16 protein-coding genes are annotated in these 13414 nt (G+C 68.6%); 7 read left to right on the top strand and 9 right to left on the bottom strand.

Going from position 1 to position 13414, the window contains the following annotated elements; genetic code table 11:
- Positions 1-78: 78 nt before the first annotated feature.
- From ACIBLA_RS23485 to ACIBLA_RS23475, 3 genes are read left to right on the top strand one after another with little or no spacing between them, the layout of a single operon-like run.
- Entirely contained in the window at positions 79-924 is an 846-nt protein-coding gene (locus ACIBLA_RS23485) for a response regulator transcription factor (protein WP_399199752.1), read from the top strand.
- Entirely contained in the window at positions 921-2030 is a 1110-nt protein-coding gene (locus ACIBLA_RS23480) for a HAMP domain-containing sensor histidine kinase (RefSeq protein ID WP_363244655.1), read from the top strand. Before ACIBLA_RS23485 ends, ACIBLA_RS23480 begins: the two co-directional genes overlap by 4 nt.
- Before the next feature lie 52 nt (positions 2031-2082).
- Entirely contained in the window at positions 2083-2880 is a 798-nt protein-coding gene (locus tag ACIBLA_RS23475; RefSeq protein WP_399199751.1) for an isocitrate lyase/phosphoenolpyruvate mutase family protein, read from the top strand.
- Here ACIBLA_RS23475 and ACIBLA_RS23470 read toward each other — a convergent pair.
- The 4 genes from ACIBLA_RS23470 to ACIBLA_RS23455 form a co-directional block, all read right to left on the bottom strand.
- Positions 2839-3924 (bottom strand): NAD-dependent epimerase/dehydratase family protein, encoded by a 1086-nt coding sequence (locus ACIBLA_RS23470; protein ID WP_363244653.1) that lies wholly within the window; start codon positions 3922-3924, stop codon positions 2839-2841. The two genes, ACIBLA_RS23475 and ACIBLA_RS23470, sit on opposite strands and share 42 nt — an antisense overlap.
- A gap of 121 nt (positions 3925-4045) precedes the next feature.
- Positions 4046-4861, bottom strand: a complete 816-nt coding sequence (locus tag ACIBLA_RS23465) for an oxidoreductase (protein ID WP_363244652.1) — start codon at positions 4859-4861, stop codon at positions 4046-4048.
- Between the two features lie 92 nt (positions 4862-4953).
- Positions 4954-5958: an NADP-dependent oxidoreductase gene (locus ACIBLA_RS23460; protein ID WP_399199750.1), complete on the bottom strand. Its 1005-nt coding sequence runs from the start codon at positions 5956-5958 to the stop codon at positions 4954-4956.
- Between the two features lie 124 nt (positions 5959-6082).
- The gene (locus tag ACIBLA_RS23455; protein ID WP_399199749.1) at positions 6083-6769 is read right to left on the bottom strand and encodes an SDR family oxidoreductase; all 687 of its coding nucleotides are present in this window, start codon (positions 6767-6769) and stop codon (positions 6083-6085) included.
- Between the two features lie 111 nt (positions 6770-6880).
- On the opposite strand from ACIBLA_RS23455, the gene ACIBLA_RS23450 reads away from it, so the two are divergent.
- Positions 6881-7441, top strand: a complete 561-nt coding sequence (locus ACIBLA_RS23450; RefSeq protein WP_399199748.1) for a TetR/AcrR family transcriptional regulator — start codon at positions 6881-6883, stop codon at positions 7439-7441.
- Positions 7442-7633: 192 nt separating this feature from the next.
- On the opposite strand, the gene ACIBLA_RS23445 is transcribed toward ACIBLA_RS23450, so the two are convergent.
- Entirely contained in the window at positions 7634-8143 is a 510-nt protein-coding gene (locus ACIBLA_RS23445; RefSeq protein WP_399199747.1) for a hypothetical protein, read from the bottom strand.
- Between the two features lie 402 nt (positions 8144-8545).
- Here ACIBLA_RS23445 and ACIBLA_RS23440 point away from each other — a divergent pair, with 402 nt between their 5' ends.
- Both ACIBLA_RS23440 and ACIBLA_RS23435 read left to right on the top strand, forming a co-directional pair.
- Positions 8546-8827, top strand: coding sequence for a type II toxin-antitoxin system Phd/YefM family antitoxin (locus ACIBLA_RS23440; RefSeq protein WP_399199746.1), 282 nt, complete (start codon positions 8546-8548; stop codon positions 8825-8827).
- Between the two features lie 4 nt (positions 8828-8831).
- Entirely contained in the window at positions 8832-9110 is a 279-nt protein-coding gene (locus ACIBLA_RS23435) for a type II toxin-antitoxin system RelE/ParE family toxin (protein ID WP_399199745.1), read from the top strand.
- Between the two features lie 122 nt (positions 9111-9232).
- Here ACIBLA_RS23435 and ACIBLA_RS23430 read toward each other — a convergent pair whose 3' ends face one another.
- Entirely contained in the window at positions 9233-9445 is a 213-nt protein-coding gene (locus tag ACIBLA_RS23430) for a hypothetical protein (protein WP_399199744.1), read from the bottom strand.
- Between the two features lie 295 nt (positions 9446-9740).
- Positions 9741-10763, bottom strand: coding sequence for a hypothetical protein (locus tag ACIBLA_RS23425; RefSeq protein ID WP_399199743.1), 1023 nt, complete (start codon positions 10761-10763; stop codon positions 9741-9743).
- A 795-nt stretch (positions 10764-11558) separates the two neighbouring features.
- Here ACIBLA_RS23425 and ACIBLA_RS23420 point away from each other — a divergent pair.
- Complete coding sequence (locus ACIBLA_RS23420; RefSeq protein WP_399199742.1) at positions 11559-12500, top strand: hypothetical protein; 942 nt, start codon at positions 11559-11561, stop codon at positions 12498-12500.
- A gap of 70 nt (positions 12501-12570) precedes the next feature.
- Here ACIBLA_RS23420 and ACIBLA_RS23415 read toward each other — a convergent pair whose 3' ends face one another.
- A complete protein-coding gene (locus ACIBLA_RS23415) occupies positions 12571-12870 on the bottom strand; it encodes a hypothetical protein (RefSeq protein ID WP_399199741.1) in 300 nt (99 codons plus the stop codon).
- Positions 12867-13337 carry a hypothetical protein gene (locus ACIBLA_RS23410; protein WP_399199740.1) on the bottom strand — a complete coding sequence of 157 codons (471 nt, stop codon included), beginning with the start codon at positions 13335-13337 and terminating at the stop codon, positions 12867-12869. The genes ACIBLA_RS23415 and ACIBLA_RS23410 overlap by 4 nt, the downstream gene beginning before the upstream one ends.
- Positions 13338-13414: the final 77 nt, after the last annotated feature.

Genomic DNA, 13414 nt, shown 5'->3' with positions numbered 1-13414 from the left:
CCTTACGAAACACGGACGTTCGACGGTTGCGGGCGCTCGCCGGGACCTTCGCGGGCGGTGGAGTGCGAAGGTGGACGTATGCAGAGCAATCCCCCTGGAGACGGCGGGCCCGCGCACGTGCTGGTGGTGGACGACGACCCGACGGTGGCCGAGGTCGTCGCCGGCTACCTCGACCGGGCCGGCCACGACGTCGCACGCGCCGCCGACGGCCCGTCCGCGCTCGCCCACTTCGCGTGCCGGCGCCCGGACTTGGTCGTACTGGACCTGATGCTGCCCGGCATGGACGGCTTCGAGATCTGCCGCCGGATGCGCGAACAGGGCGGCCCGGTACCGGTGATCATGCTGACGGCGCGCGGGGACGAGGAGGACCGCGTGCTGGGCCTGGAGACGGGAGCGGACGACTACGTCACAAAGCCGTTCAGCCCACGGGAGTTGGTGCTGCGGGTGGAGTCGGTGCTGCGCCGCGCACGGCTGCCGGTGCCGGCGCCGGATTCGTCGCCGGCCGCGAACGTGCTGCGTACGGCCACCCTCACGCTGGACCCGGTGGCCCGTATCGCCACCCGCGAGGGGTCCGAACTGGCGCTGACACTGCGGGAGTTCGACCTGCTGGCGTTCTTTCTGCGGCATCCGGGGCGGGCGTTCTCGCGCGAGGAGCTGATGAGGGAGGTCTGGGGCTGGGACTTCGGCGACCTGTCAACGGTCACGGTCCACGTCCGCCGCCTCCGCGCCAAAATCGAACCCGACCCGGCCCGCCCACGGTTGATCCAGACGGTGTGGGGGGTGGGTTACCGCTTGGCGGCGGCGGACGGCTCGCGTACGGAGGCTCCGGCCGCCGGGCCAGACGGCCCCGGCGGTCTCACCGAACGCACCGCCCCCAGCGGCCTCACCGAACCCACCACCCCTCAAGGACCCTCCCGGTCATGAACGACATGCTGCTCATCGCCCTCATCGCGTTTCTCGGTGCCGCCGTCGCCGGGGCGCTCGGGGCCCTCGCCCTCCGGATCTTCCGGCATCGGTCGCTCGTCGTGTCCGTGACCGTCGTCGCCGCCGTCGCCGTGACCGCCATGCTCGCCGGGACACTCGCCGTGGCCTGGGCGATGTTCCTGTCGCCGCACGACCTGACCGTCGTCACGACCGTCGTCGCGATGGCCGCCGTCGTCTCCCTCCTCACCGCCGTCCTCCTCGGGCGGTGGATGGTCGCCCGAAGCAGGGACCTGACCCTGGCCGCCCGGTCGTTCGGCGACGGCGGCGTCTTCGCCGCGCCCGTTGCGCCCGCGACCGCCGAACTGGCCGCGCTGACCCGCGAGTTGGCCGCCACGAGCGCCAAGCTCGACAGTTCGCGCGAGCGCGAGCGCGCGCTGGAGACCTCGCGGCGCGAACTCGTCGCGTGGATCTCGCACGATCTGCGGACACCCCTCGCCGGGCTCCGCGCCATGTCGGAGGCGCTGGAGGACGGCATGGCCGCCGACTCCCCGCGCTACCTGCGCCAGATACGTACCGAGGTCGAGCGCATGAACGGCATGGTCGGCGACCTCTTCGAACTCTCCCGGATCCACGCGGGATCACTCACCCTGACCCCCACCCGCATCTCCGTCTACGACCTGGTCGGCGACGCCCTCGCCGGCGCCGACCCGCTGGCGCGCGAGCTGGGCGTACGGCTCGTCGGGGACCGTATCGACGCCGTACCGGTGGAGGTCGACAGCAAGGAGATGAGCCGCGTCCTCGGCAATCTGCTGGTCAACGCCATCCGCCGGACCCCGCCCGACGGCACGGTCGCCGTCACCGCGCACCACTGCGAGAGCGGGGTGGTGCTCTCGGTGACGGACGGCTGCGGCGGAATCCCGGAGGAGGACCTGCCGCGCGTGTTCGACACGGGCTGGCGCGGCAGCGACGCGCGTACGCCCCCGGCCGGGGCGGGCCTCGGGCTGGCGATCGTACGGGGCATCGTGGAAGCCCACGCGGGCCGGGCGGCGGTCCGCAACGTCACGGGCGGCTGCTGCTTCGAGGTGACGCTCCCGGCGGCGGCCTGATCCCCGGCGCGTACACGGCACCGGGCGGCACCGCGCTCCGTACGGTTCGGGCATGACGAAACCGGCTTCCCCCACCTTCCGCGAACTGCACGACCAGGACGGCCCCCTGGTCCTCCCCAACGCCTGGGACGTCCCCTCGGCCCTCGCCTTCGCCGCCGCCGGGTTCGAGGCGGTCGGCACGACCAGCTTCGGGGTCGCCTCGGTGCTCGGCCGCCCGGACGGCGGCCGGTCGACGCGCGACGCGAATCTGGCCCTCGCCCGCGCGCTGGCGCCGCTGCCGGTGCATGTCAGCGTGGACATCGAGGACGGTTACTCGGACGACCCGGACGAGGTCGCCGCGTACGTATCCGCCCTCGCTGCGGTCGACGTGACAGGCGTCAACATCGAGGACAGCACCGCCGAGACGCTGATCGACCCCGCCGCGTACGCCGAGAAGGTGGCGGCGGTGAAGCGGCGCTGCCCGGAGGTGTTCATCAACGCGCGCGTCGACACGTACTGGCTCGACCAGGACGCCACCGTCGCCGCGACACTGGACCGCGCCGCGCGCTACGTGGAGGCGGGCGCGGAGGGCGTGTTCGTCCCCGGCGCCCTGGACCACGCCCTGCTGCGCGAACTGGCGGCGGCCATCCCCGTACCCCTCAACGTCCTCGCGATCCCCGGCCTTTCGCCCGCCGAACTGGCGGAGCTGGGTGTACGCCGCGTGAGCACGGGCTCCCTGTCGTACCGCGCCGCGATCCACGCGGCGGTCGCGGTCGCGGAGGGGGTACGGGGCACCGGCACCGTACCCGAGGCGACGCCGTACCCGGAGCTACAGGCGAGGCTGGCCGAGTACGCGGCCGGGCTCCCGTAGCGGCGCCGTCGCGAACTCCGCCATCCCCTCGGCGAACCTCACCTCCGGCTTCCAGCCCAACTCGTCGCGCAACGCCTGTGAGTCGGCGGTGACATGGCGTACGTCGCCGAGGCGGTACTCACCGGTGACGACGGGCGCGGGCCCACCGTGCGCCGCCGCCAGCGCGGCGGCCATCTCGCCGATGGTGTGCGGCTCGCCGCTGCCGGTGTTGTACGCGGCGAAGCCGGCGGGCCCCGGCGAGCACACCGCGTCGAGGGCGGCCATGTTGGCGGCGGCCACGTCCCGTACGTGTACGAAGTCCCGCCGCTGGCAGCCGTCTTCGTACACCCGGGGGGCCTCGCCGCGCGCCAGGGCGGACCGGAAGAAGGAGGCGACCCCCGCGTACGGGGTGTCGCGGGGCATGCCCGGCCCGTAGACGTTGTGATACCTCAGGGACACGGCGCGCCCGCCCGTGGCCCGTGCCCAGGACGAGGCCAGGTGCTCCTGGGTGAGCTTGGTCGCGGCGTACACGTTGCGGGGATCGGTGGGTGCGTCCTCCGCCACCAGGCCGGGCGTCAACTCGGCGCCGCAGACTGGGCAGTTGGGCTCGAACTGCCCGGCGTCCAGATCGGCGGCGGCGCGCGGCCCCGGCCGGACCACGCCGTGGCGCGGGCAGTCGTAGCGCCCCTCGCCGTACACGACCATCGACCCGGCGAGCACCAGCGTGCGCACCCCCGCGTCGGCCATGGCGGCGAGCAGCACCGCCGTACCGAGGTCGTTGCACCCCACGTACGCGGGCGCGTCGGCGAAGTCCTTGCCGAGCCCGACCATGGCGGCCTGATGGCAGACGGCCCCCACGCCACAGAGCGCCGCCCCGAGCGCGTCCCGATCCCGCACGTCCCCGACGACCAGCCGCTCCCCCTCCCGCATCGGCCGGGCCGGGGCCCCGCCGTGCGCGGAGGGCAGCAACGCGTCGTAGACGACCACTTCGTGGCCGCGGGCGAGAAGGACGCCGGCGACCTCCGACCCGATGAACCCGGCTCCGCCGGTGACAAGTACACGCATGACGACCACGCTAGGCGCGTGATCACGCAGAGGTTGGGAGCCGGGACGGTATGTCACGGAACCGTAAGGTCGACCTGGAGGGATGTGCCCGTGCCCAAGGCCACGCAACTACGGGACGGCGTCAGCCGGGCAGCCGGTTGAGTTTGCGGATCTGCTTGTCGAAGAGACGTGCGGGGACGAGGCGGCGCGCTGTGCTGACGCGTGAGGCGAGAGGGCCGGCGGTGTAGCGCAGTTTCGGCTTCGGGGCGGTGGCTGCTGTGACGATCACCTTGGCGACGACGGCGGGGTCGTCGCCCTTCTTCATCGCCGATGCGAGGACCTCGTCGAAGACGCGCCGCCGCTCCGCGTACAGAGGCAGCGGGGTGTCGGGCTGCGCGGCGTTGGCATCGAAGGCGGTCTTGGTGTAGGCGGGCTGGACGAGGAGAACCCGGATGCCGTGCTCGCGGACCTCGTGGTCCAAGGACTCGGAGTAACCCTCGATCGCGTGCTTCGCCGCCACGTAGAGGGCCATGAAGGGCTGGGGCATGATCCCGAGGACGGACGAGATGTTGATGACGCGTCCGCCTCCCTGAGCGCGCATGTGCGGCAGGACGGCCTTGGTCATGCGGATGACGCCGAAGACGTTGATGTTGAAGATGCTCTGGGCCTGGGCGACGGAGTTCTCCTCGACGGCACCGGCCGAGCCGATACCGGCGTTGTTGACGAGGACGTCGATCCGCCCGAACCGTTCGATCACCTGCTCGACCACGGCGGCGGCGGAGTCGTCACTGGCCACGTCGAGGTCGAGATACGTCACACCGGCGGGCGGGGTGAGTCCCGAGGTCTTCCGGCCGGTGCCGATCACCTCGAAACCCGCTGCCACGAGGGCGCCGGCCGTTGACTTGCCGATGCCCGATGACGCTCCTGTCACGAGTGCCACCGGCCGGGTTGTCGCCATCACATGCTCCTTGTGTCGTTGGATTGCGATTATTTGCCTTGAGATCATGTGGTTTCTGCGTTGTTCACCGGTCGTACGGCGAGGGCCTGCCCTCACGTCATCGCGATGACGACCTTGCCGGCCTTCGCGCGGCCCTTCTCGACGTACTCCATGGCCTCCCGGGTCTGATCGAACGGAAAGACCCGGTCCACGACGGGACGGATCTTCCCGGCGTCGACGAGCATGGTGAGATCGCGCAACTGGTCGCCGTCGGCCTTCATGAACAGGAACGAGTACGTCACGTGGCGGCGCTTGGCGCGGAGCCGGGTGCGGAAGCTCAGCGCGCTCATCGCCAGCCGGAGGAACACGTTGGCGCCCAGCTCGCGGGCGAAGGCCGCGTCGGGAGGGCCCGCGATGCCGATGACCTTTCCGCCGGGCTTGAGTACCTGGAGGGACTTCGCGAGCGTCTCGCCGCCGAGGGTGTCCACCACGACGTCGTAGCCGTCCAGGACTGTTTCGAAAGCCTGCTTCGTGTAGTCGACGACGACGTCCGCGCCGAGCCCCTTCACCAGGTCGACCTTGGCCGTGCTCGCGGTGGTGGCCACGTACGCGCCCAGCTCCTTAGCCAGCTGGACGGCGATGGTGCCGAAGCCGCCGGCGCCCGCGTGGATCAGGACCTTCTGACCTGGCCGCACCTGTGCCCGGTCGACCAGTGCCTGCCACGAGGCCAGGGCGACCAGAGGAAGCGACGCGGCCTCCTCCATGGTGAGCCCGGCCGGTTTGAGCGCCACGTCGTCCTGGTGGACGGCGATGAGTTCGGCGAACGTGCCGATGCGGTCCTTGTCGGGCCGCGCGTAGACCTCGTCGCCCACCGTGAACCGTGTGACGGCCGGTCCTGCCTGGACGACCTCCCCGGCGAAGTCGTTGCCCAGGATGAGCGGGAGACGGTACGGCAGGATCGCCTTGAAGGCGCCGTCGCGGAGTTTGAGGTCCAGCGGGTTGACACTCGCCGCGTGGATCCGGACCAGGACGTCGTCGGCGCCCACCTGCGGGTCGGGCGTCTCGGCGGCGCGCACCGCCGACTGGTCACCGTACTTCTCGATCAGATAGGTCTTCATCGCCGTCTCCGTGTCTCGTCCGTACAGGGACGGGATTCTCCGCTCGCTCCGTATTTGCTCCGGTACGAGATATTTTCTGGTTTTTGCTGCTGATTCTGGACACCACACCGATGGGCGGACCGCTTCATGCCGCGTTCGGCGATGTGGCCAGGCTCCGCTTCACATGCCGGGTGATCTCGTCGGCGAGGATCTCGGGCAGGCCCATCTCGATGGCGGACAGGGCCTGGGCGGCGACCTCGGCGGGGTCGGCCTTCTGGCCGGCGGGCACATCGGCGGCCATGTCGGTGTCCATGTATCCGACGTGCAGCGCCGTCACGGTGATGCCGCGGGGCGCCAGTTCCTCCCGGGTCGCGCCGGTCAGCGCCCATGCCGCGGCCTTCGCCGCGGCGTAGGCCCCGAGGCCGGCCGGGTGCAGCCACGACAGGACCGACAGCACGTTGAGCACACTGCCGCCGCCGTTGGACTCGATGACCGGGGCGAAAGCCCGCGTCACGGCGAGCGGGCCGAAAAAGTTCACCTCCATTTCCAGGCGCACCGCGTCCGGGCTGCCCGCGACCAGCGGCGTGCCGGTGGAGATGCCGGCGTTGTTGACCAGCAGCGTCGCGTCCGCGGCGGTAAGGGCCGCCGCCCGGATCGACTCCGCGTCCGTCACGTCCAGCCGCAGCGGGACGGTGCCCGGGATGTCCACCGCCTCGGGGCGGCGGGCCGCCGCGTACACCTTGGCCCCCCGCTCCACGAGCTGGGCGGCCAGATGCCGCCCGAGCCCCCGGTTGCCGCCGGTGACCAGCGCGACCGCGTTCTTCAGCTCCATGGAAACTCCCAACGGTGCGGGCGGCAGTTGCCCGGCCGCAATAGATTGCGTTCAACATCTAAGTCGAGTCTAGAATAGATTCGACTCGACATCCAAATGGGAGGGTGACCGATGGGCCGCGTATCGCAGGCACAAGCACAGGACAACCGCCGACGGGTCGTGGAGACCGCCTCCCGGCTCATTCGGGAACAGGGCACCCACGTCAGCGTGGCCGACCTCATGAATGCGGCCGGCCTGACCCACGGCGGCTTCTACAAGCAGTTCGCCTCCAAGGAGGCGCTCATCGACGAAGCCACCGCCCACGCGTTCGGCGAACTCGCCCAGCACCACAAGGACGGGTTCGATCAGCACGCCGGACAGCGCGACGCCGCCCAGCGGGCGCTGATCGACACCTACCTCTCCGCCGAGCACCGAGACAGCGCCGCAGACGGGTGCCCCGCCGCCGCACTCGCCACCGACATGACCCGCGACGGCGGAGACAGCGAGGCTCGCCGCGTCTACACCCAGGGGGTGGGTGAATTCGCCCACTGGCTCTCCAGCAAGGACCAGGACGGCATCACCCGGCTGTGCACCATGGTCGGCGCACTCGTCCTGTCCCGGGCCACCAAGGGCTCCCCGCTCTCCGAAGAGATCCTCACCACCGCGCGCGAGGCGCTGACGGCCGGCGACTGACCGGCGACACGGTGCAGGGCGGCACACCGCAGGCCCGTTCGTGGTCCAGAACCGGGCGAGTTCGGCGCCGTAGGCTCCGGTGCCCTCCATCCCGACCGCGATGCGGTGGCATCCCTCGGGGGCTACGGGTTTGCGGACGCGGATCTGAAAGAGTTGGTCGCCGAGCGCGATCGGTGACGGAGCCCGGGGTGGTCAGTCGACCTTCCAGACGATGTCCCCGCTGCGGCCGGGCGAATACGTCACCGTGCCGACCACGGGCCCCGGCGTCCCGACCTCCATGACGAGGAATCCCTCGACGCTCTCACCGGGCTTGAGCCGTACGACCTCCGGCAGCGCGGGCCCCTGGACAGGCTCGAAGAGGGTGGCGTTCGTACCGAACGGCCTTTCACCTTCCCGCGGCCCGACGCGTGTCCGGTACAGGGGCCGCTCCTCGATGTCCTTGGACCCGACATTCTCGAAGCTCAACTCCAACGCGGCCCAGGACTTCCCCTCATGGAGCGGCGTCAGCTCACCGGGCTTCATCTCGGCCGGATCGACCACGCTCTTGAGCGTGTAGGCGGCCTTGCCCCCACCCTCCAACTCCCGCGTCACCGAGGTCCCGACGGCCAGCTCCGGTTCCTCCCCATCGCCGGAACAGCCGGTCGTACCGCCGGCGAGGAGCAGAGCTGTGGCGAGGCACAGCGTGGCGGTCGTCCTGCGCATGGAATCCCCCGTGGTGCGTCCTGGCGAGCCTGGCCTCCGTCCGAAGGGCCCGGCTGCCAATAGGTGTCCCGCGCACCTTTTCATATCGCCCCAGGTCCCGGAGAAACCGGCCGCGCACTCGCAGGGACAGCTGGGCCTCCCCGTCGCAGGTCGCGATCCCCTCTCTCTCGGACGGGGGGCGCGCGTTGGATGGAGCGATGGCAACAGTTGCGGCGCCCCCCGTCCTGCGCTCGGACTACGCCTGAAGTCCGCGGATCTTCCGGCCCGACTCCGTGGCCGGGTAGAGGATCGCGTCGGCGACTCGTCCGCCCGAGTCTTTGACACGGGTCGGCCGGGCCGCCGAGCTTGTAGCTCCCCCGAATGTGACAGGCGTAGTGGATGTACATCTGTTACGTTGGCGCTATGAGTGAGCCAGTGATCGAATCCATGGCAGATGTCAGAAGCCACCTTGCTGACGTAGTAGACCGTGCCCGACGGGAGGACACCCCGACGATCATCACGCGGCGCGGCAAGCAGGAAGCCGTCGTGATCGACATCGAGGAGTACCAGCGCCTGCGCGATCTGGCGGAGCGGGCGGAGGAGGCCTGGCTCAACCGCCTCGCTGACGAGGCGGAATCCGAAGGTGTGGAAGGGTCGATCTCGCTCGAAGAGATGGCCGCCCAGCTCCGTACCCACAAGGCCTGATCGCGTGGGGTACGTCACGAGGTTCACCCCGCACGCCCAAAAGGACATGCTCAAAATTCCCCGCCTCGACGCTATACGGATTCTCCACCGTCTCACCGAGCTCCAGAAGTCGATGGACGCGGGAGACACGGCGGCCCTCGACATCAAGGCCCTTCAGGGGCACAACGCCCGCTGGCGGCTGAGGGTCGGGGACTATCGCGTCGTCTACACCGTCGAGGACGGGCAACTGATCGTGTGGGTCATGACCGTCGGCAACCGCCGGGATGTATACCGCAGCCTCTGAATCGACCGGTAAGCGACGAGGGACCGTCTTCAGTCCGGACGCGGCGTAGTCCGTACGCACAGGAGGATCCTGCCGCTACGCCTGTACGACGCGTGGCGGGACACTCCTGACTTGCAGTCGAGTCAGTTGGCGAGGACAACTTGACTATGCGGCTGGGCTGGGGGCGCCAACCTATGACGGTGCCTTTCGCTATCGCTCAGGGTCCGGAAGACACGTCCTCGCGCATGGGCTTCCAGCTGTTCGAAGTCGGGTTGGGCGGACCAGATACGTACGGTGCGGTCGTCGGAGCCGGTGGCGATGAACTGGGCGTCGGGAGACCAGACGACGCCGCGCACACGCCCTTCGTGCCCTTTCAGTACATCGACGGGCGGCCGGTGGAAACGTCCCGTACCGCCGCTGGCAAGGCATCATCCGCTCCGGCCTCGTCCACGAGCACGTCGATCACGCACACGCCAACGCCAACCATGAATGAGCTCGTTGGGCGACTGCCGGAGTGGGGGCGTTGGTCCGGGGGCCTGTTGACGCCGTGTCGCACTCCGAGGATGGAAGAGCCTTCACCGATATCTCGGCTCTTGCCGAGCGACTGACCGCAAACGTGAGTGCCTGGCATGGCGCCGTGTAGAGGCCAGCTCAGGGCAGCGTGCGTTGCAGACGCACCAAGAGGGGTTCAAGTTGTGTGCGGGCTAGCTTTCTTACCTTTCCGAGGTGGGTGAGCGCCCGCAAGGCCGTCGGATCCAGACGGAGAAATTCCGGAGTCCAGGCGGCATCGAAGTGGACAATTCCCCGCACTGCCGGCTCCCACGTTAGGCGGTCCGGGTGTTGGAGAGGGGGGCAGTCGGGGAGACGGGGCGGCTGCAGTCGCGGATCCCTTGTGGCGAAGGCTTCCGGAACAGCCTGCCGGAAGCGGTCGTATGTGCTAGACCCGTTGGGCGGTGCGGCCTCTGCCAGTACGAGCAGGACCAGGCGGGCTGGCGGGAGAAGGCGTACGGCCTCGGTGAACTCCCACAGGGTTCCTGGCCCGGGAGTAGCGACGAGGACGACCAGACGGGCACGACGGATGAGTTCGCTGACGACGGGCTGCCAGGCATCAAGGGGCAGGTAGAGCTTGTCAGCACCAGGTAGGGGGAGTTTCTCGCCCGGCTGACCGACCGCAAGTAACTTGGCGAACCGTTGGAAGGTCCGGCTAATCCATTCCTCAACGGTTCGCGAGCTCGGGTTCTCGAGGCCCAAGCCCATGAACATACTCAGTGCCGAGCTCCGCCCGACGAATGCCGTTCCCGCCTGGAACGTCTTGCGATCCTCAGCGAAAGGGCGGAGGAAGAGGACGAAGGGCTCTGGCCCCAGCTTGAGGGGCGAGTGGAACACGCGCGTAATGTGTCGACGCCCGTGACGTGATAATCGTCTGCCGGCGTAAAGCGCGGCGCCTCCAGCACAGATCGTCCCGACCGTGATCAGGAGCGTCTGCCATGCCGGCTGGCCGCGGTACGGCGAGCTCAACACCACTCCCGTCACGCGTAATCGGCTTGCCCCGACGAGAATCAGGAGGCAACCTGATGCCTGCATGACCAGCCCGAAGATGCGCATCCCCAGTCCGGCCGCAGGGTGTTGCGCCTGCCGGCGCGCTGGTTGCTTGTTCCCTATTTCGTTGTCCATGAGGAAATGATGTGTCCACGGAACAGGTTAGCAAAGACCGAGAAGAGGTAAGTCTGCGCTACTTCAACCGCTAGGTGAAGCGCGAGTTGCTGGTTCCATCGACGAAGAACTCGAACAGCAGCCACGTGACCACCAACGTCGAATCCTCAAAGAGCGGTACCGATCATTCCAGACGCTTGCGAAGAAAGCTCCCAGGCCAGCGCCGTCAACGGCACCGCGACCTTGACCCGCCAAGGGCGGGCGGTGCGTACCGCAGGCAGGCCTGGCCTGCGGTACCGCGGCTGGGCTACCCGCCGCGTGGCCTCCTGCGCTTTGCATCGAACGCCATCCGCTGACCGGCCGTACCGCACCAGCCGCAGCTCAGCCGGCTGCGGGAGTTTATCCTCGGTGAAGCTTGCCGCGCTTTGCTTGCGGCAGCCTGTGGCGAGCCGCCGCCGCTCGCCTCGGTGAACCTGCGGTCGCGGCTCGTATGGGCTTGGCGCGAGCCGTACTCTGCTTGTTCGACAGCCAGTTGAGTCACGCTGACCCTGCTGTGCCGCTACCGGGGCGCTAACAAGCACCCGGCGTCGCGTTCGCAGCGAGAGGAGCGACATGGGTGGGCCGCAGCAACGGTTCAGAACGACCCCGACTCCTGGACAGAGACGCGTCGCGGGCCACGGGCTGACCGTCGTGGGCCGAACCCTGCGTCTCGGGGGGTTCGCCTTGGGCGCGGGGGCAGGTGGCGCCTTGCTGCGGGTTTTCGTAGTCGACCCGAGCCCAGAGACCGGGAGAATCCCTCTGGGACTGCGTCTCCTGATGGTGGTCGGGATCGTCACGAGCGGATGGCTCGTCTTCTATGCCGCTCGCGGGCTCCTGGTGCGGGGAAAACAGCACAGAACCCGGACGGTCACCTCCTTTGATCAGCTGAAGGGCGAGCGTTACGTTCTCTACCTGCGGCCCTTCGGGCTCGATTCCCAAATGGCCGCAGCCCCACCAGAGGCCCCCGGATCCTGGTCGCGTTCGCCCTTCGAGCTCCCGGGGCTCACTACGGAGGAGTTCCTCACCGGACAGTTCGCTGACTGCGGCAGGGTCGTAGCCGTCGGTCAACCCGGCGAACGGCTGCCGCTGCTCGGTGCAGAGCGGGGATACCTCCCCCTCGAAGACTGGCAGAACACTGTGAGCCAACTGATCCAGGATGCTCACGTGGTACTGATGTCCGTTGCACCAGGTCCGGGCACAGTGTGGGAGTACGCGGAGGCGCTGCGCACCATCCCGCCGGAGCGGCTGGTGCTCATGGTCTGCTGCAATGTCGCCGACTACAACGAGTTCCGCTCGGCCGCCGCCCAGAAGTACGCCGCCCGGAAGGCCGAGGAAGGAGGAAGCACATGGGCTCCCCTCCCCGCCTTGCCGGACTGCCCCGTGATTCACACCGCATCGAAGCGAGACTGGGAGTTGCCAGTCAGAGCGTTCGTTACTTTCGATCAGCAGTGGAAGCCGTGCCTACTCCGGTTAAGGGTTCAGGTTCCTCCTCTTCGGCACGCCTGGACCGTACGGCGTGCAGTGCGACGGCAGTTGGAACCTGTGATCGCGCCGTTAGCGGCGCTTCCCCAAAAGAGTGCGTCAACCGTGCCTGGCCCGCCGACGGTGTCCACGCCCCTTACTTCACCCCGGCAGCCCCTGCTTGGCAGCGCCCTCTCCCAGCAGACGCTGAGACGACGAGGGCGCAAGAACTCGCGCTGGGGGCTGCGCCGAAAATGACCGCACCGTCCAGCCTGGCCAGCAGAGAAGACGGAACCCATCGCCAGAGTCCTTCCGAGTGTGCCTCCGGCTACTCCGCTCTGTGTTCCGCCTGCCGAGCTGCTGCGCGGATAGCCTCGGCATAGGGGGCGTCGAAGGCGCGTGTTTTCCGGTCGAGATCGTGGAACGGGACGAGTGCATGGTGAGCGCTGTTCACCGACTGCATCCATGCGGACCAGGCATTGTGGACGTCTTCGTCGGTGACCTGCTCCCCTTTGGCTTGCAGCAGCACAGCATAGATTCGGAACAGATCGTCAGAATTCGCAGGAGGCTCTGCGCTTGAAGGGAGGCAGGACCGGATCAGGTCGGCAAGGGGATCAAGGTAGGTCACTCGGACAGTGTGCCCGCAAACAGGATCAGGTGCGCCAGGGCGAACACGAGGGGCACGAGGCGCTCGGAGGTGCCCAGCTCCGCGTAGCGCTTGCGCCACCCGGGAATCGGGTCTCTCTTCAAGACCTCCCATTCGTCAGCGAAGATCTTGACCGGGAGGCGGTCCTCGAGCTTGTTGATGACTGTGAACTTTGCGGTGTTGAGGTCCCGGTAGCTGCGAAGCTGCATCCACCACGTGGCGGACAGTGTGACGCCGGCCATTGCCACTGCGAGGGGTACCCACCAGGGGGACTCCGAGAGCTTGGGGGTTCCGAATCCGACCAGCGTGACCAGTGCGGACTGTACGGACAGGAAGAAAGCGTTAGCAGTCCCTCGACGCGCCGAGACCCGGTCGGCCATCTCCACGGCGAGTTTGTAGAGCTCAAGTACCTCCGGCCGCTCGTTCGGCTCAGGCGGAGTCGTCGTCACCAGTTCCCTCCAACAAGCGTCTTGCGGGCGATCTCGAGCGATGGCCACTCCGACAGCGAACAACCGTGTGCTCCCCA

Origin of the sequence: Streptomyces sp. NPDC050433 (genome assembly GCF_044458565.1) — a bacterium.
Lineage (GTDB): Bacteria > Actinomycetota > Actinomycetes > Streptomycetales > Streptomycetaceae > Streptomyces.
This window is presented reverse-complemented; position numbering and strand designations above follow the sequence as displayed.

Coding starts and splice junctions, on each gene's coding strand:
- ACIBLA_RS23455 (WP_399199749.1), bottom strand. CDS start 6,769: ATGGAGCTGAAGAACGCGGTCGCGCTGGTCACCGGCGGCAACCGGGGG.
- ACIBLA_RS23420 (WP_399199742.1), top strand. CDS start 11,559: ATGGTGGTCGGGATCGTCACGAGCGGATGGCTCGTCTTCTATGCCGCT.
- ACIBLA_RS23425 (WP_399199743.1), bottom strand. CDS start 10,763: ATGGACAACGAAATAGGGAACAAGCAACCAGCGCGCCGGCAGGCGCAA.
- ACIBLA_RS23450 (WP_399199748.1), top strand. CDS start 6,881: ATGGGCCGCGTATCGCAGGCACAAGCACAGGACAACCGCCGACGGGTC.
- ACIBLA_RS23460 (WP_399199750.1), bottom strand. CDS start 5,958: ATGAAGACCTATCTGATCGAGAAGTACGGTGACCAGTCGGCGGTGCGC.
- ACIBLA_RS23440 (WP_399199746.1), top strand. CDS start 8,546: ATGAGTGAGCCAGTGATCGAATCCATGGCAGATGTCAGAAGCCACCTT.
- ACIBLA_RS23485 (WP_399199752.1), top strand. CDS start 79: ATGCAGAGCAATCCCCCTGGAGACGGCGGGCCCGCGCACGTGCTGGTG.
- ACIBLA_RS23470 (WP_363244653.1), bottom strand. CDS start 3,924: ATGCGTGTACTTGTCACCGGCGGAGCCGGGTTCATCGGGTCGGAGGTC.
- ACIBLA_RS23475 (WP_399199751.1), top strand. CDS start 2,083: ATGACGAAACCGGCTTCCCCCACCTTCCGCGAACTGCACGACCAGGAC.
- ACIBLA_RS23445 (WP_399199747.1), bottom strand. CDS start 8,143: ATGCGCAGGACGACCGCCACGCTGTGCCTCGCCACAGCTCTGCTCCTC.
- ACIBLA_RS23480 (WP_363244655.1), top strand. CDS start 921: ATGAACGACATGCTGCTCATCGCCCTCATCGCGTTTCTCGGTGCCGCC.
- ACIBLA_RS23465 (WP_363244652.1), bottom strand. CDS start 4,861: ATGGCGACAACCCGGCCGGTGGCACTCGTGACAGGAGCGTCATCGGGC.